The 20,003-nt window shown below is 46.9% G+C and carries 20 protein-coding genes; 12 read left to right on the plus strand and 8 right to left on the minus strand.

Going from position 1 to position 20,003, the window contains the following annotated elements:
• Positions 1–5 precede the first annotated feature (5 nt).
• Entirely contained in the window at positions 6–1,373 is a 1,368-nt protein-coding gene (locus MHH50_RS09470; RefSeq protein ID WP_076124889.1) for a YheC/YheD family protein, read from the minus strand.
• Positions 1,374–1,808: 435 nt separating this feature from the next.
• Between MHH50_RS09470 and MHH50_RS09475 the strand changes: the two genes are divergently transcribed.
• Positions 1,809–2,147 carry a YlbF family regulator gene (locus tag MHH50_RS09475; RefSeq protein WP_036683973.1) on the plus strand — a complete coding sequence of 113 codons (339 nt, stop codon included), beginning with the start codon at positions 1,809–1,811 and terminating at the stop codon, positions 2,145–2,147.
• A 162-nt stretch (positions 2,148–2,309) separates the two neighbouring features.
• Here MHH50_RS09475 and MHH50_RS09480 read toward each other — a convergent pair whose 3' ends face one another.
• Entirely contained in the window at positions 2,310–2,885 is a 576-nt protein-coding gene (locus tag MHH50_RS09480; protein ID WP_076124891.1) for a hypothetical protein, read from the minus strand.
• A gap of 195 nt (positions 2,886–3,080) precedes the next feature.
• On the opposite strand from MHH50_RS09480, the gene MHH50_RS09485 reads away from it, so the two are divergent.
• Entirely contained in the window at positions 3,081–3,362 is a 282-nt protein-coding gene (locus MHH50_RS09485) for a hypothetical protein (RefSeq protein ID WP_076202990.1), read from the plus strand.
• 952 nt (positions 3,363–4,314) lie between these two features.
• On the opposite strand, the gene MHH50_RS09490 is transcribed toward MHH50_RS09485, so the two are convergent.
• The gene (locus MHH50_RS09490) at positions 4,315–4,455 is read right to left on the minus strand and encodes a hypothetical protein (RefSeq protein WP_175617313.1); all 141 of its coding nucleotides are present in this window, start codon (positions 4,453–4,455) and stop codon (positions 4,315–4,317) included.
• A 106-nt stretch (positions 4,456–4,561) separates the two neighbouring features.
• Positions 4,562–5,392 carry a hypothetical protein gene (locus tag MHH50_RS09495; protein ID WP_340034234.1) on the minus strand — a complete coding sequence of 277 codons (831 nt, stop codon included), beginning with the start codon at positions 5,390–5,392 and terminating at the stop codon, positions 4,562–4,564.
• A gap of 300 nt (positions 5,393–5,692) precedes the next feature.
• Between MHH50_RS09495 and MHH50_RS09500 the strand changes: the two genes are divergently transcribed.
• A complete protein-coding gene (locus MHH50_RS09500; RefSeq protein WP_076124897.1) occupies positions 5,693–7,027 on the plus strand; it encodes a DRTGG domain-containing protein in 1,335 nt (444 codons plus the stop codon).
• Positions 7,028–7,160: 133 nt separating this feature from the next.
• On the opposite strand, the gene MHH50_RS09505 is transcribed toward MHH50_RS09500, so the two are convergent.
• The 3 genes from MHH50_RS09505 to MHH50_RS09515 form a co-directional block, all read right to left on the minus strand.
• Positions 7,161–7,475, minus strand: coding sequence for a YtpI family protein (locus tag MHH50_RS09505; protein ID WP_076124899.1), 315 nt, complete (start codon positions 7,473–7,475; stop codon positions 7,161–7,163).
• An 83-nt stretch (positions 7,476–7,558) separates the two neighbouring features.
• The gene (locus tag MHH50_RS09510) at positions 7,559–8,059 is read right to left on the minus strand and encodes a DUF4044 domain-containing protein (protein ID WP_038569663.1); all 501 of its coding nucleotides are present in this window, start codon (positions 8,057–8,059) and stop codon (positions 7,559–7,561) included.
• 5 nt (positions 8,060–8,064) lie between these two features.
• Positions 8,065–8,388, minus strand: coding sequence for a YtrH family sporulation protein (locus MHH50_RS09515; RefSeq protein WP_036678886.1), 324 nt, complete (start codon positions 8,386–8,388; stop codon positions 8,065–8,067).
• A gap of 141 nt (positions 8,389–8,529) precedes the next feature.
• On the opposite strand from MHH50_RS09515, the gene MHH50_RS09520 reads away from it, so the two are divergent.
• From MHH50_RS09520 to pyk, 6 genes are all read left to right on the plus strand, one after another.
• Positions 8,530–12,171, plus strand: a complete 3,642-nt coding sequence (locus tag MHH50_RS09520) for a DNA polymerase III subunit alpha (RefSeq protein ID WP_340034235.1) — start codon at positions 8,530–8,532, stop codon at positions 12,169–12,171.
• 74 nt (positions 12,172–12,245) lie between these two features.
• Positions 12,246–12,746, plus strand: a complete 501-nt coding sequence (locus tag MHH50_RS09525) for a phosphatidylglycerophosphatase A (RefSeq protein WP_036678892.1) — start codon at positions 12,246–12,248, stop codon at positions 12,744–12,746.
• Positions 12,747–12,892: 146 nt separating this feature from the next.
• On the plus strand, positions 12,893–13,081 hold the full coding sequence (locus tag MHH50_RS09530) for a hypothetical protein (RefSeq protein WP_036678895.1): 189 nt from the start codon (positions 12,893–12,895) through the stop codon (positions 13,079–13,081).
• A 72-nt stretch (positions 13,082–13,153) separates the two neighbouring features.
• Positions 13,154–14,047, plus strand: coding sequence for an acetyl-CoA carboxylase, carboxyltransferase subunit beta (gene accD / locus MHH50_RS09535; protein ID WP_076124903.1), 894 nt, complete (start codon positions 13,154–13,156; stop codon positions 14,045–14,047).
• A 1-nt stretch (position 14,048) separates the two neighbouring features.
• On the plus strand, positions 14,049–15,050 hold the full coding sequence (locus MHH50_RS09540) for an acetyl-CoA carboxylase carboxyltransferase subunit alpha (RefSeq protein WP_036678900.1): 1,002 nt from the start codon (positions 14,049–14,051) through the stop codon (positions 15,048–15,050).
• A gap of 330 nt (positions 15,051–15,380) precedes the next feature.
• Positions 15,381–16,799: a pyruvate kinase gene (pyk, locus tag MHH50_RS09545; RefSeq protein ID WP_076146191.1), complete on the plus strand. Its 1,419-nt coding sequence runs from the start codon at positions 15,381–15,383 to the stop codon at positions 16,797–16,799.
• Between the two features lie 186 nt (positions 16,800–16,985).
• Here pyk and MHH50_RS09550 read toward each other — a convergent pair whose 3' ends face one another.
• Positions 16,986–17,687 carry a G1 family glutamic endopeptidase gene (locus tag MHH50_RS09550; RefSeq protein ID WP_076124905.1) on the minus strand — a complete coding sequence of 234 codons (702 nt, stop codon included), beginning with the start codon at positions 17,685–17,687 and terminating at the stop codon, positions 16,986–16,988.
• A 127-nt stretch (positions 17,688–17,814) separates the two neighbouring features.
• On the opposite strand from MHH50_RS09550, the gene MHH50_RS09555 reads away from it, so the two are divergent.
• The 3 genes from MHH50_RS09555 to MHH50_RS09565 are packed head-to-tail and all read left to right on the plus strand — an operon-like array spanning position 17,815 to position 19,961.
• The gene (locus tag MHH50_RS09555) at positions 17,815–18,999 is read left to right on the plus strand and encodes an MFS transporter (protein WP_036678905.1); all 1,185 of its coding nucleotides are present in this window, start codon (positions 17,815–17,817) and stop codon (positions 18,997–18,999) included.
• A 39-nt stretch (positions 19,000–19,038) separates the two neighbouring features.
• Positions 19,039–19,566 carry a thioesterase family protein gene (locus MHH50_RS09560; protein WP_038569667.1) on the plus strand — a complete coding sequence of 176 codons (528 nt, stop codon included), beginning with the start codon at positions 19,039–19,041 and terminating at the stop codon, positions 19,564–19,566.
• Entirely contained in the window at positions 19,563–19,961 is a 399-nt protein-coding gene (locus MHH50_RS09565) for an FxsA family protein (RefSeq protein WP_076124906.1), read from the plus strand. Before MHH50_RS09560 ends, MHH50_RS09565 begins: the two co-directional genes overlap by 4 nt.
• Positions 19,962–20,003 lie beyond the last annotated feature (42 nt).

A 20,003-nucleotide genomic window follows, 5' to 3' on the forward strand; every position in this document is an offset into this window, starting at 1 on the left:
CCTCCTTATAAACCGGCCAAGTAGCGGCAATATAAAATCATTTGCTTGACGGACGGTCTTATTTTTTGATCGTTTAACGGTGTATTATCGTTCTTGGAGGGCTTGGAGTTAACCTCTAAGAGCCATATTCGTCCTGATTGATCCAGTGCCAGATCGATTCCGAGCTCTCCGAAATGAGCGGGGATAAAGGTTTCGACCCCTCTTGCAATGGCAAGTGCTGCTCTGGGCAGCTGAAGCTGAACGTTTTCTTTTGCGCCCGGAGGAAGACTGCTCTTGCTAACCGCTTCTTTTACAGTGCTGAGACTGCCACCTCTAGCTAAATTAGACACGAAGTGATTGCTTCCGGCGGTGCGGGCGACAATGGAGGTAACCCCCCATTTTCCGCTGCCATTCTTCTGAACAAGTGCCCGGAAATCTACAGGCCGCCTTCCTAGCTCCATCAAAGGCAATCCCTGCTGAATCTGGTATCGAGTAGTCTTCATTTTGGGAGCGATGGACTGGTACAATTTAGCGAGAGTGGTGTAGCTTTGCTTGCGTGTACCTATGGAGGTAGTAGACAACAGACGGTAACCTCCGCCTTCTTCTTTAGAGATACGAAGTATGCCTTTGCCGAGACTGCCTCGTACAGGTTTCAAAAATACACTTGGGTAATGGCTGCACATCTTCTTCATTACGGCAAAGCCGTTCAACGCATGCGACTCAGGTAAATACCGCTGCAGGGAAGGGTCTTGCGCTAAAGCTTCAAATACCTCTGTCTTGTCAAGAAATTTTTCGTTGAAGAAATGCGTTCCATATCGTGATTTTACATCCGCCAAAAAATGCTGTACGCTAGGTTTATTCTCCACCTTTCGCGTCGTTAACCGATTGTTGATTACATCGGCAATGGGCAGACTCATTTTTCTCCAACCCTCGTTGTATACCCAGCCCTGAATGGAAGAACTGCGTGTTTCCAGCGCTTCCGGGGTAAAGAAATATACATAGGCGCCTTGTGTGTGGCAGGCATTTGTCAATTCCCGGCAGAACATGGTAATGGGTCCAAACAACCTGTCGAGATTATCTGGATGGTCACGACTGACGAGCACGCCGATCAACGGTCCAAGCCGCAAGGTGCGGCTTACAGAGCTGTAAGAAACGTTGAGGGTTTGTCGGTGTTTCCATCCGGTCCGCTGCGCCAGTCCTTCGCTTACACGCAGGATGTCGGATTTGGGAGCCGAGATAATGGTAACCTCCTGCCGGAAAGAGCCGAATGCCAGCTGGAGTGTTCCGTGAGACGGGATTTTGAGTCTTTTCATGGATTTTTCGCCAAGCATTATAGCGTTTTCCTGCAGGATGCCCGAGTTGACCGTATGGACCGGGATCTTGAATTGGGACATCGTGGATCTCCTTCCGGTAGGCAGCATGATGCCGGCAATTTGGTAGCTAAGGGTTACATATCATTCATCATATGGAGACAGATGACCCTTGGTGATTGACCTAATCGCTAAAAACCTTGCCCAGTCATTTCATAAGCTCGGCCCAAGAAGCAAAACAAGTATGGAATGAGCGAATATTGGAAACTAAAGCAGCGTGAATTCAGGAAGCGGCTGCTAACAAAACTTAAGCGTATGTTTTCGGAGTGAGTTTTTAGAGCAGAGTAGATTCAGGAAGCGGCTGTTAACAAAACCTAAGCGTAAGCTTTCGAAGTGAGTTTTGTAAGAAGACGATAGGAAGTGTACGCTAACAAAACTTAAGCGTATGCTTTCGAAGTGAGTTTTGTACGAAGACGATCTGAGGAGTGTACGCTAACAAAACTTTTAGGAGGAATCATAATGAGCATTCACGACAAAGCACATGAACTGGCGAAAGCCATTAAAGAGAGCAGCGAGGTATCGGATATCAGAAATGCCATGAAGGTCGTAGAAACAGATCCTGAAGCGAAAGCGATGCTGGACAATTTCCGCCAAGGTCAGATGGAGCTGCAACAACGGATGATGAGCGGAGAAATGCCTCCACAGGAAGAAATGGAAAAGATGGAGAAGCTGTTCGAGGTGCTTAACTTGAATCTTGGCATTCGTCGTCTGTTCGATGCGGAACGCCGTCTGAGCGTTGTAATCGAGGATGTAAATAAAATTATCACCGAGAGTTTGTCTCAACTGTACGGCGAATAAATTTCAACAATGAAAATCAAAAGAGGGTGTTCCCGAAGCCGGTGGCTCTGGAAACACCCTCTTTCTTGTGGCTGTGACTATAGGGCTAGCTTAAGTTCAAGCTCGACTTCGACCTCGACCTCGACCTAATCCTCAACCCCAACCCCAACCATCAACCTCAACCTAATCTTGTTTACCTTCGACTGCGCAGAGAAGAATACCAGCTGCCAAACCTAAGCGGCGATCAAGCTTGCCTTTTCGATCCTCCGAGAAGTCAGCCATAATTTTGGTGACAAATGGATTGAAATTTTGCTTGAATGCAGGGATCGTAGTATCATCCATCTCGATATTATATTTCTGCGGAATAATAGCGATGAAGCGGCGCAGTAGAGCCATCGCGGTGCTGTCTTCCTTGATTTTTCCGATTTCCTGATCATGACGGTCAAGAATAATCCATTCATCCTTCAAAATAGATTTGAGACCCTTACGTCGAAAAGCACCAATATGCTCACCGGACTCTGTATCGTGTACATCATAAGTAGCACTAAAATCGACCACGTTGCGGGCTTTTATGCGCAGAAGCTCCTTCTGCATGGACTCATCCGTATAAAGTGCAATGTCTTCTTTAAGCTTGAACGCTTTCATTTGCGAATAGAGCACAAGCTGCTCAGAGCTATCAAAAATATGAAGTTTCGCACCCATGATCGAAAATACTTTTTTGCGAATTATGTATTCGGTATGATTATAAGCTGCATTCAATTCAAAAACGCCTCCCTAAATGAAATCATCATCTCATATATAAGCGTCTCTTGCTATATAAATGCTAACCTTTTATACATAATTTTGAAAAGGTATATATTTTTTAATGGACTTGTCTCATATTACGGGCCTCATGTTCATAGAGTAGAGATATAGATTCAATCGAATATCCTGTCTACGAAGGAGCTGTTATTAATGAGAAAAAGAAACAAGTTCAAACATGGTATCTATTTGTTGCTGGCGTTGGCCATGCTTTTGTATGCACTGCCGAAGCTTTCGCTTGCGAATGGACCGAGCTGGGTGTTTGGTTTTGGAGTCGTCTGGTCACTTTTTGCGTTTATGGTCATTGCGGCACATTTGCATTTTATTATCGGGGTTGATGAAGAAAAGACCAAACGTTTGGAAGCTGTGCGAAAAGCAAAGCTGGAGCAATGGCAGACAAAGTGGAATGAAGAAACTAGAGTTTCGCAAAGATAATAGAGTTGGCATCGGATACTAAAAAGCTAGATTAGCTTCAGGTCTCTCGAATAAGCGCGGCAGTCGTGCAAAGAGAGGCAAAAATGCCTTAGAATGTTGCGGAAAGCACAGAAGTAGTGCAAAGAGAGGCAAAAATGCCTCAGAATGCTGCGGAAAGCACAGAAGTGGCGCGAAGAGAGGCATAAGTGCCTCAGAATGCCGCCGAAAGCGTAGAAGTCGCGAAAAGAGAGGTGAAAATGCCTTAGAATGCCGCGGAAAGCGTAAAAGTGGGGAAAAGAGAAGTATAAATACCGTAGAATGCCGCACAAAACACCAAAGTAGCCAAAAGAAAGGTATAAATACCTTAGAATGCCGCGGAAAGCGTAAAAGTGGGGAAAAGAGAAGTATAAATACCGTAGAATGCCGCGCAAAACGCGCAAGTAGCCAAAAGAGAGGCATAAGTGCCTCAGAATGCTGCGGAAATTGCAGAAGTAGAGAAAAGAGAGGCAAAAATGCCTTATAATGCTGCGGAAAGCGTAGAAGTGGCGCAAAGAGAGGCATAAGTGCCTCAGAATGTTGCGGAAAGCGCGGCAATGGTGCGAAGAGAGGCATAAGTGCCTCAGAATGCCGCCGAAAGCGTAGAAGTCGCGAAAAGAGAGGTAAAAATGCCTTAGAATGCTGCGGAAAGCGTAGGAGTGACGCAAAAAGGGGCGGAAATGCCTTAGAATGTGCGGAAAGCGCGGCAATGGTGCGAAGAGAGGCATAAGTGCCTCAGAAAGTTGCGGAAAGCGCGGCAATGGTGCGAAGAGAGGCAAAAATGCTTTAGAATGCTGCGGAAAGCACAGAAGTGGCGAAAAGAGAGACACAAATAACGTAGACTGCCGCGCCAAAAGACACACTCATACGAAAAAGCCCACTAGCTTAAGCCAGTGGGCTTTAATATGTTCCTGCATTGCTAGCAGGGGGCTAAATGTTATTTTCCACCCGTAAAAGGATTGATCTCATTCGTGAGATCTCTTCCAGCCTTCTTTTCTTCTGCAGATATCCGTTTACCGAGAGCCGCGTAATACCACACTGCAGGAACGAGAACCGCGAGTATAACAAGAAATTGCATAAGCTCAGCTCCTTTCACGTCGATATTATAAACTTTTTTTCTGATCGTAGAGAGGATGGATATGATCCTACCATCATCCCACCCACTTGTTGCAAAAACAAACCGATTACTTTTTACTGACCGAGCCTTCTACTTCAAATACATAACTGGCGCTTCCCTGAGGCCATCTTGCATGGATGATATACAGATGTCTGCCGCTACCTGCTGCGAGTTGAAAACTATTTTTGTCCACAGAAAGGGTTTCGTCCGGTCGTTCCTCACGAGGAAATGAAGCCATAACCTCTATCTCTTTGGGTGCATATGAGAACTCGAGTTCTACCCGATCACCGCTGATGGCTTTAGGATGTACCTTTTGTTTGGAAACCAATTCATCGTAAGAAGCCATATCCACACATACACCTTTGCCATTGTCGTTCCAGCAATAAGAGCCTTGAATAGCCTCGAACCGCTCACCGCCAACAGTAACTTGAACGCTTGGGGGCTGTGGGTTAGCAGTGTCTTCTGTTGAAATCTTATCTTTAAAAGTTGATTGAAACAAGTCCAATAGATCTTTTTTGCTGGTATCTGACAGACGATAGTGGCCCATTTGTCCGGATTTAATGAGTAACCCACTGTTACTTCCGCCGATCCAAAAAGAGAACTCATAACTTATGCCATCCTTCATGTTCACAGTGGTGCTGTAATCGCTGGAAGCAATATCTAGTTGTCCTCTATCATATTCAGCAGTAGTTATGGCTTGAACAAAACGTTCAAACGAGGATGGATCCGAAATAGTGGCCATGGGCTGTTTTTTTTCAATTAAGTTAATAGACACTATATTATTTGCATCCAACTCAATCTGGCCTGCTTGTTTTACTTCGTTTCCCGTATTTCCACAGCCGACCAGTCCTATAAAAAGCAAAGTAATAGTAAGTAGTAATAAAGCGGTCTTGTTCATATCTTCAATGCTCCTTTACACATTCTTTAATTCTCAGACTATAAAAAAGAGGAAAAGGTTGCTAAATAAAGGCAGCGAATGTTTAAGGTCAGCTTAAAACGCATCAGAGATATTCAGTTTCAAAAAATTCGATTTTAAGGTGGTTTTCAAACTCACTATGTGGCAATACCTACCTTAATCGTAGATTGTGTAAGGAGAGTGAAATTCGAATTCGAAGCTTATGAATCGGTTGTACTGAGCCATTCTATCCGTGTATAATAGGTACAGTATAGTACAGATCGGAGCATGGGGGTGTAACAGTTGGAAGGTCAAGGCGATGCGATTACTAAACACGAGCAACTGCTGCAGCATATTGAAGGTCTTAAGGTAGGCACCAAAATATCTGTTCGCAAGCTCGCCAAAGAAATGTTAGTCAGCGAAGGGACTGCTTACCGTGCAGTGAAGGAAGCTGAGAATCTCGGGATAGTCATCACGAAGGAACGGATTGGTACAGTTCGTGTAGAAAAGAAACCTCGGAACATTTCAGAACAGCTGACGTTTGGCGATGTAGTTGATATTGTTGAAGGGCATGTGCTCGGCGGAGCAAGTGGACTAAATAAACATCTGCATAAATACGTGATCGGGGCGATGAAGGTCGATGCGATGATCCGTTATATAGATGCTGACAGTCTGTTGATTGTAGGTAACCGTGATGATGTTCACTCTCTAGCGCTGGAGCAGGGTGCGGGGGTTCTGGTGACAGGGGGCTTTGGGACGAGCCGTGAAGTGAAGGCCTTGGCAGACGAGCTGGATCTTCCCATTATTTCTTCGAGACATGACACGTTTACCGTCGCTTCAATGATTAACCGTGCTATTTTTGATAGATTGATTAAGAAAAAAATTATGCTGGTAGAGGATATTATCGACAGCAAACCGCGCCTGAATACGTTAAAAATCTCTAGTACCGTCGGCGAGCTACGACAGGTTTCTGAGGAAACTGGAGAGCAGCGCTTTCCCGTTACGGATGAATGGAACCGAGTCATCGGCATTATCGGTCGCCGCGATGTAGAGGAATTGACGGAAGGCCAGATCATTGAAAAAGCGATGATCCGCAGTCCGGTTACGGCTGCACTGCAAACCTCACTAGCCTCCGCGGCCCAGATCATGATGTGGGAAGGCGTGGATTTTCTGCCCATAGTGGACCGTAACCGTAAACTGGTAGGCTCCCTAACCCGTAAAGAAGTGCTGCAAAGCTTACGCGATGTCCGGAATCAACCTCAGCTGGGAGAGACTTTTGATCATCTCATTTGGAATGGTTTTGCGGATGAGCGGGACGAAGAGGGACGATTGTTCTTCCATGGCTTTATTACGCCGCAGATGGCCACGGATCTTGGGACGATTTCTGAAGGAATATTGTCTACGCTTATGACGCTCTCGGCATTTAAAGCAGCTAAGGACATCACAGGAAATGATTATGTACTAGATAATATGTCCACTTATTTTATCCGACCGGTACAGATCGAACATGCGATCATTGTAATGCCGAGACTGCTCGAAATCAGCCGCCGTACCTGTAAGCTTGAAATTGAGATCAGCCACTCGGATACTCTGGTAGCCAAAGCTGTTCTGATGCTGCAATCCATTGATCATGGCTAAAAATGGTTTGCTAGCTGGATAGCATACGGTAAATAGGATCGTATACATGCTAAATAGACTGCCCTCATCATTGAAAGAGAGGGGAGTCTATTTTATTCTTTCTATTCCGTCAGAACAGCAGTTAAGCTTTCGACTAGTGTTGTTCCTGGCTGCGGCTGCGACTACGGCTGTAAAAACTATAGCTGCGTAGCCCCGAGAAGATGTTGAACGCACCAATCAGCAGAAAGGCTGCTTCAACAATGATATTAACGGTAGAGCCGCGAAACAAAAACATGGATATCAAGGACAGCGTTACGAGCATAGCACCGAGCATCACATTCATGACGGAGCGTTTCAGCCCTTTATCTTGGGGATTTAAGGCACGGCGGGAGGATATGCTGAACACAGCGGCACCGATTACAAAGATCACCAGGAGGATAAACAATAAATACTTGATAAATAAAACCATGGACAGCCAGCTCCTTTATCGTGTCTTGCAGTAGCCAAGAAGTAATTTCCACGTCTGTCCATTATTGTATCACACGATGGCTGTCAGCTGCGCTTAAAAGGACTGATTTCTACCCAGATTTGCAGGACGCCTTCCATGACGAGCATGGTTCGGATTTTGACAGAGTATTCCTTGTCACGCACAATGTATAGCTTGCCATCCAACAGCAGTCTAACCAGTTTGCTGTCTGTATCAATATCGAACATGCTGCGGCCGCGCATCGGTTCCAGATCTGAGCCCATTTGGCTTATGATTAATTTTACAGTTACGGGGTCAAGTGGGGTATCTTCTTTGGATTTGCTTTCCTCCGATCGAATTTTGATTTCTCTGATCACGGTTGAGGTATTATTGTATTTTTTGAGTGTCTGAATATCTTTTTGATATTGCTCGATCTGTACACGCAGATCTTGATTATGCAGCCATAATACGTTATATCCTACATGGTAAATAGCATTGTATATGACAGCTCCTACGACGATCCCTAGCATGAATATAGCGGAGATCTGGGTGAATCTGCGAAAACGACTGAATGGTGGAACTCTCACTGGCGTTACCCCCTGCCGCACACCCATTTTACTAGCTCACTGCCCATATGGGCTCCTAGAAAAGCGAAGGCAAGATACATGATTTGTTTGATGGCGGGGGAGAGGTTGCCTCCAATCATGTTGCTTTCAATGACCCGTAAGGGGTCCATAGTACCTCCTACAGCGGCTGCTAGTGCCCATATTTTAATCCGATCTGCCACATCCAGCATCGTTTGCGTCGGCGGTTGCAGGGATACAACGGCGCCGATTCCGCCGAGCATAGCTCCGCCAAGCACGATGCCGAAGGCGATAAAGAAGTCGAGGATAGCTTTGCTCATAAAAATGCTCATACAGGCCCCTTCCCGGACGAGGCATTTACAAGCTTTGCCTGTCCTTATGCTCTTAATCCATTCTATGGGCGGGTCCCCCTTTAATATGATAAAATAGTTTCATCTTATGTTTGATTTTTGCAGTAGAGAGGAAGTGGGGTTATGAGCCCTTTCGTGCATTTGCATGTGCACAGCGAATACAGTTTACTGGACGGGGCGGCGCGCATTACCGATCTCGTGCGCCGGGCCGGCGAATACGGCATGAAGTCGCTGGCGCTTACGGATCATGGAGTGATGTACGGGGCCATCCCCTTTTATAAAGCGTGTAAAGAGAATGGAATCAAGCCGATTATTGGCTGTGAAGCTTATTTAACCGCGGGTTCACGCCGTGAGCGGGGCAGTCGAAAAGATCAACCGATCTACCACTTGATTCTGCTCGTCAAGAATGAAACCGGCTACAAGAACCTGATGAAGCTGATCTCTATCGGCCATCTGGAAGGCCATCATTATAAACCCCGGATCGATATGGAAGTGCTGGCAGCTCATTCAGAGGGGATTATTTGTCTTAGTGCTTGTCTTGGCGGAGAAGTGCCGCAGCATCTGCTGCATGGACGTGATGAGGAGGCGCGCAAGGCTGCGCTGCGATATAAGGCGATTTTTGGCGAAGATTTCTATCTGGAGCTGCAAGACCACGGGATCTCCGAGCAAAAGAGAGTCAATCCCAAGCTGATCGCCCTTGCCGAGGACTGTGAAATTCCACTTGTGGTGACGAATGATGTCCATTATTTAGCGAAGGAAGATGCTGAGGTTCAGGATGTGCTGATCTGCATCGGAACAGGCAAAACGGTGGATGATGAGGAACGTCTCAAGATCGGAACAGATCAGCTGTTTCTAAAAAGCAGCGAGCAAATGGCGGCATTGTTTCCGCATGTGCCGCAGGCTATCGCCAATACCTTATTGATCGCAGAAAAATGTAATTTGGAGCTGACCTTCGGCAATCATATTCTGCCTGCCTATTCTCCGCTCCCTGAAGGCATGGATTCCGCTGCTTATTTGCGTGAGCTGTGCTGGAAGGGGATGGAGGAACGATATATAGATACACCGCAATGGACTACACCTGAGCAAAGAGAGACGGCTGAGAAGCGTCTCACCTATGAACTGGGCGTTATCGAGAGTATGGGCTTCAGCGATTATTTTCTAATTGTGTGGGATTTTATTGCTTATTGTCATCGTCAGGGAATTGCTACGGGACCCGGACGGGGATCCTCCGCGGGTAGTCTCACCGCATACTCTTTGCGAATAACTGACGTGGACCCATTGAAATATAACTTGCTCTTTGAACGTTTTCTAAATCCAGAACGGATCACCATGCCGGATATTGATATCGATTTTAGTGATGAACGGCGTGATGAGGTTATTGGTTATGTAGTGGAGAAATACGGCAAAGAACATGTGGCGCAAATTATTACTTTCGGAACTATGGCTGCACGGGCTGCCGTTCGTGATGTAGGCAGGGTGCTGAACTTGCCTTATAACGAGGTAGACAAAGCTGCCAAGCTTATACCTGGTCAACTAGGGATCAGCCTTGCCAGGGCGCTGGAGAGTACACCAGATCTTAAAGCACTGTATGATAGCAATCCAAAGATTAAAGGGTTGCTGGATATGGCTATGAAGGTGGAGGGCATGCCCCGCCATGCTTCGACACATGCCGCTGGGGTTGTTATCTCGAAAGGTCCGTTGACCGATGCAGTCCCACTTCAGGAAGGTAACGAAAGTACGGCGTTAACCCAATACTCTATGGAGCATTTGGAGAGTGTCGGGCTGTTGAAAATGGATTTTCTGGGTTTGCGCACGTTGTCGATTATCGAACGCTGCATGAATTCGATTAGAGAAATGAGCGGAAGTGTTCCGGATTTCCGTGTCATCCCAGATCATGATCCAGCTACGTATGAAATGCTTGGGGCTGGTGAGACAACAGGGGTCTTCCAGCTGGAGTCGGCGGGCGTTAGACGAGTACTTAAAGATCTGAAGCCTAACGGCTTTGAAGATATTGTATCGGTTCTAGCGCTGTATCGTCCGGGTCCGATGGAATTTATCCCGAAATATATAGCAGGCAAACACGGTGAGATTGAAGTAGAGTATCCACATTCTGATTTGAAGGCTATATTAGCGGACACCTATGGGATCATTGTGTATCAGGAACAGATCATGCAGATTGCTTCTCTGATGGCGGGCTTCTCGTTAGGAGAAGCGGATCTGCTCCGTCGAGCGGTCTCAAAGAAAAAACGTGAGACGCTGGATAAGGAACGGAGCCATTTTGTTCAAGGCAGCTTGCAGCAGGGGTATAATGAAACGGATGCGAATGCTGTTTATGACATGATCGTGCGCTTTGCTGATTACGGCTTCCCGCGAGCTCATGCCGCGGCTTATGGAGTATTGGCTTTCCAGACAGCCTATCTCAAGGCACATTATCCGGTGCAGTTTATGGCGTCTATGTTGACCGCTGTAATGGGCACTCACCGCAAGGTAGCGGAGTATGTGCTGGACTGCCGCCGCACAGGCATCGGCGTGTTGCCGCCGGATGTGAACGAGAGCGGCGTATTGTTTACTCCGGTTCCTGGCGAAGGAACCGGAACCGGGCATATCCGCTTTGGACTTGCAGCCATTAAGAACGTCGGCACGCTGGCAGTGGAGAACATTATGGCAGTCCGCAAGGAGCGGCCGTTCGACAGTCTGCTAGATTTCTGTCGACGTGTGGACCTGCGGGTCTGCAATAAGCGGGTAGTGGAATCTTTGCTGCAGGCGGGAGCTTTTGACTGTTTGCCGGGTCACCGCGCCCAGCTGCTGGCTATGCTGGACGAGACGGTTGACGCTGCGCTGAAATGGCGCAAGGAGCGGGATGAACTGCAAATCCAGCTGTTCGACGATTTGGTGGAGACACCGAACTGGGAAATCCGCTATCCGGATATCCCTAAGTTCACCATTGGCCAGCAGCTGGAGATGGAACGTGAGCTGCTGGGGTTATATCTTTCGGGCCATCCGCTTGATGATAGCGCGGAACTGCTTGAGGAGCCCGGCATGCAGCGGCTGATGGATCTTGGTGAAGCCGCGGATGAGAGCCAGACGGTTACGGCCGGAATGGTAGTATCCGTTAAGGAAATTACGACGAAGCAAGGAAAATCGATGGCCTTCGTCGAATGGGAAGATCAGATCGAGCGCTGCGAGGTCGTACTCTTCCCTGAGGTGTGGAAGCGAAGCCGCAGCTTGATTGCCAAGGGCGCGCTGCTGGCCTTGCGCGCTAAGGTTCAGCAGGAAGACGAAGGCTTCAAGCTGCTGGCCGAGGAAGTGGCGCTGCTGTCTGCGGAGGCTCTCCGCGGGCTGTTGCAGCGCCGCAGTGCCGCCGCGTCCCGCTCGTACAGCGCGGGACGCTCGGCCTCGGCAGGAGCGCCGCCACGCGGCGCAGCTCCTGCTTCCCGGACCAGCGGTGCCGCCACTGGTCCGGCTGCCAGGCCAGCAGGCGGCACAACGCCGCCTGCAACACCTGCACAGGCCGCGCCAGCAACAGCGGCGACCTCAGGCCAGCGTGTCTTTATCAAGATCACGCCGGCCTCAGAGAATGCAGCGTTGCTGTCGCGCCTGAAAGAGCTGCTGCAGAATCATCCCGGTCCTGCTGCGACGCTTCTGTTCTATGAACAGGATCAGAAGCTCCTAGCTCTTAGCGATAATTATCGAATTAAGCCGTCCGAGGAACTTTTCGCGGGAATCGAGGTTATGCTGGGTGCAGGTACGGTAAGAATAAAATAAGAACAATTCTCCCCTTTTCCGCATACATTAGGAAACCACAGGGCACATCCCTGTACGGAAAGGGGAGTCGCAGCATGTCCTATCAAATGGCAGTAGATCTGTTGGAACGCAGAGGTGTATCACTTTCCTCCATTGCTGAAATCGTATATATTTTACAATCGGTTTATTATCCTGGTTTAACCAAGGATGAATGTCTGTCCAGCGTCAAGTCTGTTTTGGGCAAAAGAGAAGTGCAGTATACTTTAATGACAGGTGTTGCTCTTGATGAATTAGCCGAGAAAAAACTGCTTCCACAGCCGCTGCAGGCGGTAATGGAGGCTGATGAATCCCTCTACGGAGCGGACGAGACTCTGGCGCTTGGTATTACAGGGGTATATGGGATGATCGGACTGACAGGTTTTGGGTATTTGGACAAAATAAAGCTTGGAATCATTGGTGAACTGAACGATGATAAAGGTAGGATTCATGTATTCTTGGATGACCTTGTTGCCGGCATTGCTGCCGCCGCTTCCGCCAGAATTGCTCATCGGCATGAAGGGGCAAAAGTATATCCTTTAGGCACGGACAAGGAATAATTGAGCCCCTTTATTTCGTTTGAACAAGTTCCTCAGTCTTGCTTCCTATGCCCTACTCCTGTTGCGGGAAAAAAGAAAACTGTGTTATCATAATTCCATTATACGGGATACGGCTGGGAATTAAGATTGGGGAGGCCTTGCAGGGCATGTGGACGGTAATATATATCGCGCCGACCGCCAGAGTGGCGGATATGATTAAGAGTAAGCTGACAGAAGAAGGTTTTTTGGTAGAATGCCGTCCAATCAATATGTCCAAGCAGCAGTTTGAGATATTGGTTCCTTCAGGTGAGCTGGAGGAAGTACAGGAAGTCCTTAATCTTATTCTGCATCCCTGAGTTTCTTACAAGACAAAAGTCATGACAGCGGCAAGCTGCATAACGCAAATAAACGGCTGAAGAGGTGCGGGTGTGTTCAAAGATTTATTTCAGAAGAAACGGAAGTACGCGACTATTCCTTCAGAACGTCTGGAGCGGAGCGGCGGGCCTGCGGAAGGCGAACGCCCCAAACGTGAAATCCCTGAAGGATTAATGAGCAAATGTAATAAATGCGGAACGATCCAGTATAGTAAGGAATTAGAGAAGAACCTAAAGGTATGTCCTAATTGTGGTCACCACTTGCGCCTAAATGCTGTGGAGCGCATTGCAATGACATTAGACCCTGAGGGCTTTATTGAGTTTGACAGTGAAATGTATTCTATCGACCCGCTGAAATTTCCGGGTTACGCTTCCAAAGTGGAGCAACAGCAGCTGAAATCTGGACAAACTGAAGCCGTAATTACGGGTCAGGGTTCCATTGGTGGCCATCCAGTCATCGTAGCTGTGATGAATTTTGAATTTTTCTCAGGCAGCATGGGCTCTGTAGTAGGGGAGAAGATCACCCGTGCGATAGAAGAGGCCACAGAGCAACAGCTTCCACTCCTTATTTTCTCTACTTCAGGTGGAGCGAGAATGCAGGAGAGTATTCTTAGTCTAATGCAAATGGCGAAGACCAGCGCTGCGCTGGCTCGTTTTAACGAGGTTGGAGGTCTTTACATCTCGATAATTACGGATCCTACTACCGGTGGAGTATCTGCGAGTTTTGCCAGCCTTGGTGATATAATTATTGCAGAGCCTGGAGCGGTATTTGGTTTCGCAGGACGTATAGTCATTGAGCAGACCATTCGCCAGAAGCTTCCGGATGATTTCCAGACCGCTGAATTTAATCTTCAGCATGGGTTGCTTGATATGGTCGTGCACCGCAAAGAAATGCGCGCTACATTGACTAAAATTTTGGAGCTGCATGACGTGAAAGGGGGATTTTAGGTTGGCAGGAGAGTTGCCTTTTGAAATGCCTCTGGTAGAAATGCGCAAGAAGATTGCTGAACTGAAGCAGTTTGGCGAAGAGAAGGGTATTGATTTTACGGACGAGGTAGCTAGGCTGGAAGAACGATACCGTGTGCTGGAGGAAGAGATATATTCTAATATTTCTCCTTCGCAAAAAATGCATTTGGCTAGACATCAAGGACGTCCGACTTCCCTTGATCTTATGGGGCAGATCTTCACTGATTTTATTGAACTCCACGGTGATCGGATGTTTGGGGATGATCTTGCTATTGTAGGTGGCATCGGTAAACTAAATGGGTTGCCGGTTACAGTTATTGGCCAGCAGCGCGGTAAAGACACCAAAGAGAATATTTTACGATTCTTCGGCAGTGCACACCCTGAGGGCTTCCGTAAAGCGCTGCGTCTGATGCAGCAAGCGGACAAGTTCAAACGTCCCATTATTACCTTCGTGGATACGAAAGGTGCATACCCAGGCAATACAGCCGAGGAAAGAGGTCAATCCGAAGCGATTGCCCGTAATTTACGCGAGATGTCTCAGTTTGGTGTTCCTGTAATCTGTGTGGTCATCGGTGAAGGCGGAAGCGGTGGCGCCCTGGCATTGGCGGTTGGGAATAGAGTGCTCATGCTGGAACATGCCATTTATTCGGCGATATCTCCTAACGGAGCGGCCTCTATTCTGTGGAAGGATGCTTCGAAGGCTGATCAAGCGGCAGAAGCCATGAAGATAACGGCTGCTGATCTGCTTGAGATGGAAGTTATAGAAGAGATCGTACCAGAGCCTAAAGGCGGCGCTCATCGGGATTACGAAGCAACAGCAGCGGCGATTAAGGATGCATTATGGCGGCATCTGCAGGAGCTAACCCAGATGAACTCAGTGGAATTGAAGGATGATCGATACCGTAAATTCCGTAAAATTGGTGAGTTTGCAGAGGCTCAGCAGGAACAAATTTTTATTGAAGAAGAAGTGAAGTCAGAAGTGTAAAAGTGCAAAATCATTTGCACTTTAAGACATATAGCTATACTTAGTGGGTCTTTTGGATATAGTGTAAAATATACAATTTATTGGAATTAAAATAATCTCGATCCACTAACGGGATTATTTTAATTTTTTTTATGTTTACAGAAAATTCGACTTAAAGTTACACCCAAAAGTGCCTACAACATTGATTTTGTGTCTGGTTTGCAGTAATATTCATAAGGGCGTACTTAAAGGCACATGTGACAAAGTTCCTATTTAATTAGTTAGCCTTGTAGTAGATTTTGTAGTTGGAAAAAGTGAGACAGAGAGAACGAAAAAACGGAGGAAAACCTAATGCGGAAAAGTAAAATTGTATGTACGATCGGACCTGCGAGTGAATCGTTGGAGAATATCAAAAAATTGATTTTGGCTGGTATGAATGTGGCCCGTCTGAATTTCTCCCACGGCGATTTCGAAGAGCACGGTGCTCGGATCAATACGATCCGTCAAGCATCTAAGGAACTGAACAAAACAGTTGCTATCCTGCTCGATACTAAAGGACCGGAGATTCGCACAGGCAAGCTGGAAGTAGAACCGATTGAACTTGTTCAGGACGAGTACCTGACACTGACTACGGAAGAGATCCTTGGTACTCAAGATCGTATTTCCATCACGTACAGCGAACTTCCTAACGATGTTCAAGTAGGATCCACCATCCTTATTGATGACGGTCTGATTGGTTTGACAGTTGTCGACATTCAAGGTACAGAAATCAAGACCCGTATTGTAAACGGTGGTACGATTAAGAGCAAGAAAGGCGTTAACGTACCAGGAGTAAACATCTCCTTGCCGGGTATTACGGAAAAAGACACCAACGATATTCTTTTTGGTATCGAACAGGACATCGATTTTATCGCCGCTTCCTTCGTTCGCAAAGCTAGCGACGTTCAGGAAATTCGTGAGCTGCTTGAGAAAAACAACGCTTCTCACATCCAAATCATTTCCAAAATCGAAAACCAACAAGGTGTTGACAACCTTGATGAAATTTTAGAAGCTTCTGACGGCCTGATGGTTGCTCGTGGTGACCTTGGTGTTGAAATCCCAGCTGAAGATGTACCTTTGGCTCAAAAATTGATGATTCAAAAATGTAACGTTGCTGGTAAACCAGTAATCACAGCTACACAAATGTTGGATTCCATGCAACGCAACCCACGTCCTACTCGCGCTGAAGCAAGTGACGTAGCAAACGCTATTTTAGATGGTACAGATGCAATCATGCTTTCCGGAGAAACTGCTGCTGGTAAATATCCAGTAGAATCCGTACTTACAATGTCCCGCATTGCTGAGAAAGCGGAATCCGCTCTGAACCACCATGAAATCTTCATGAAACAACAAACTGCACAAGAAACTACAGTTACAGAAGCAATCAGCCAATCCGTTGCAATTTCTGCTTTGGATCTGAACGCTAAGGCTATCATTTCTTCGACTGTAACAGGTCATACTGCACGCGTTGTTTCTAAATACCGTCCTAAAGCACCAATCATTGCCGTTACAACACAAGAAAGAACTATGCGTCAATTGTCCCTCGTTTGGGGCGTAACGCCAGTGTTCGGACAAGTTGCATCTTCCACAGATGAGCTGCTGGAAACAGCAATCAAAGGTGGTAAGGATTCCGGTCTGGTTCAAACTGGTGACCTAGTTGTGATTACTGCAGGAATTCCACTTGGACGTTCTGGTTCCACTAACTTGGTAAAAGTAAGCACAATCGAGTAGTTCTCGATTGGCTTCACCTGTTTAGCAGGTTCCATAAAGCTTAATTAAAGGGTTGTCTCAACTGTAGTGAAAATCTACAAGCGAGGCAGCCCTTTTTTTCGTGTTTATCAACATATTCGATTGAAGATTATGTTAAATCCATTTATGCTGTTAGTAACAAATCTTGAATGATAGGTTCGAGTATTTTTATTTGGGGTATGTTCGTTTGACAGTAAAAGAATCCCCACGATGGTTTGGACAAGAAGGAACGGCGATAGTAGCGTTATTTTGCACCATGATTCCTCCCATATTGAGAGTGAGCCTCGGACTTTTGCCATTAATTCGACAGCAATAGAAGCAAGTAGGGGAGACACGCGCCAGCTTTGCGATCGAGCCGTCTACCTCGGGAGCCTCCATAATCCATTCACCAGAGGTTTGTGGTCCGGTATATCGCTGTAATGTTCGAAAAATCCAATTTCGGCTCAAATTGCGGAGCGTAATCGTCCATTTGTTGCGGCCTACCTTCGTGATGTTCGCTTTTATATGGTCTCCAGGGCTCACTGGAAGGGGAATTACCGTTTCGACATCAGGAAGGATTTCCCACCAAGCGTAATACCGGGCACGGCCATTTACGAATTCATGGCCTGTACCCGTTTGGATCAGGCTGCTGTTCTTGAAACCGTCAATACCAATCCAAGCAGAGGAATAGGAAGGTTTAGAGGTTGGTTTTACATATGGAACGATCCATTCACCGGCAATGCGGTTAAAAGCCCCCTTTTTTCCAGTGATCGTATATCCGCTCCAGTTTGTTGAAGACCAGCCGAAGCCGGAGCTTTGAAATTTGTTCGAATTAGATTTGTCTTTTAGACATGGATGATTGACCCGATTAGAATTTTGCTTATCATTCAACTTGTCCACCGCCTTTATAGTACTGCTATATTAAATGCGGTGATTACATAGGAAGTACGGGTGTTCTGCTAAAATATAAGAGAGTGCAATGCTTGATTAAGAAGCTGGAGAGGATTTGTAGCTTAAAATGGAAAAATTATCAAAGCTGCGTGGCTTTTATCTGTTTTTAGGATTGGCCGGCGGTTCATTTGGCTCATATCTAACGCTGCTGCTTGTCCACAATGGACTTGATAGCGGGCAGATAGGTATACTAATGGCAACAGGCACGCTAATTGCGATCACGATTCAGCCAATATGGGGAATTGTCTCGGATCGGTATAATCAGACGCGTTTGGTACTAATCCTAAGTGTGGCGATACCGGCTTTATTAGCCGTCTTTTACCGTTCGGAATATTTTATAGTGTTACTGCTGGTGTATACCCTCTCTACAATCTTTTCCTCGACACAGGCGCCTATAGCCGATTCTTACGCGATTTCAGCGGCGAAGAGGGCTGGGGCTACTTATGGCAGTATAAGGCTTATGATGAGCATTGGAGCGGCTGTGGGAGCCTATTTAGGCGGATTGTATGTATCGTCCTTCTCTGTATCCACGATATGGCTGCCCTTTCTTATGTTTAATCTGATTGCGGTTCTTATTGCATTGACGCTGCCGAAGCAGGCAGAAGAGAATCATATGATGCGGCAATCGTTTTCTCAGGGGGTTAAAAAGCTGCTGGGGAATCGGGTGTTCCTAGCGTTTTTGGGTGGCAGTTTTCTTGTGAACCAGACGATGACTGCTTTTGGAACCTACTTCGTCATTGCGTTTCAGTCGGTTGGAGGTTCAACTCGTTATGCAGGAATTGCGCTTTTCCTCGCATCTGTAACGAACGTGCCCTCCATGCTGTTTGCTTCCAAGGTAATCAAAAAGCTGGGGCGCGAGCGGACGCTGCTCCTTGGCGCACTTATTTATGTCTTGCGGTGGGGTATTCAGGTGGCTTTCCCTTATCCATCCGTAATGATTGGAGTGCAGGTACTGCATGGTCTGTCATTCGGGTTCTTTTATATTGCTGCCGTTGAATATGTATCTCAGATCACCTCTAACGAGATGCAGGCGACTGGGCAAAGTGTTTTTAATATGGTGTTCTCGGGTTTTGCCGGTGTTGTTGGCAATTTATTAAATGGATTCTTGCTCAATCAAGGCGGCGTAGAAGTGATGAACCTGTCTTGTATGTTGAGTTCAATTGCAGGAGCGATGCTGCTATTTTATGTCGCCAGAAGCTCCCGAAGCAAACTATCGACGACAAAGCTATCTTCAGACGGGGCCCGGGCCTAAAGCTCTCCCTGCTGCCTATGCCGAAAGGAGTATTTATAAATGGAATTACAGCAAGACGGCTTGCGAAGCCGGTGGTATGAGTCTACCCTGCGTGTTCGATACCAGGAAAGTGATCAGATGGGCGTAGTGTATCATGCGAATTATTTGAACTGGTTTGAGTCTGGCCGTACGGAGTTGTTACGTCAGCTTGGCTTTACTTATCGTGAGCTTGAGAATCAGGGAGTGCTGCTGCCTGTTACCTCAGCCGATTTGCAATTTAAAAGTCCGGCGCGATATGATGATCTTATCTCCGTGTATGCGCGAATGACTACCTTTTCGGCGTTAAGAGTCGCATTTGAGTATCAGGTGCGGAGGCTCTCGGAAGCAGAAGGTAGGAATTTAGAGGGTTCAGCGGCTACTTTGGGACAATTGCGGTCGATGGACCTCCCCGGGGAACTGCTGGTTACCGGCTCGACAAATCATGTTTGGGTGAATCGAGAATGGAAGCCTGCCAGGCTGGATAGAGCCCTTCCGGAGCTGTTTCACGCGATTAAAGGAGCGCTGCGGGAAGAAAGGGGTTCTGTATGATTAGAAGCAAATGGTTGTGGGCTGCATTATTTATCATTCCTGCCGTGGAATTATTCGGCTTTATCTTTGTAGCAGATCAACTTGGAGCATTCAAAACGCTGCTGCTTATGTTGACGACCTCGGTTATCGGACTATTGATGATGCGTTTCGAAGGGAATAAAGTGCTGCAAGACAGCAGAACACATATGCAGGAGGGACGCGTTCCTGGCCGGACGATGCTGGATGGCCTATGCATTTTTTTCGGTGGCTTACTGCTGATCTTACCTGGCTTCATAACGGATATTGTAGGTTTCTCCTTGGTGTTTCCGTTAACTCGGCCTTTGTATCGTATATTTTTGCTGAAGTGGATTGAGAAAAAGATGAAAAACGGCACCTTCACCTTTTACCGCCGCTAGTCATAATCAAAACAAAAACAGAGCGGGCCCCTGTCATTGATA

This window comes from Paenibacillus sp. FSL H3-0302, assembly GCF_037982245.1.
Taxonomy (GTDB): Bacteria; Bacillota; Bacilli; order Paenibacillales; family Paenibacillaceae; genus Paenibacillus_AQ; species Paenibacillus_AQ odorifer.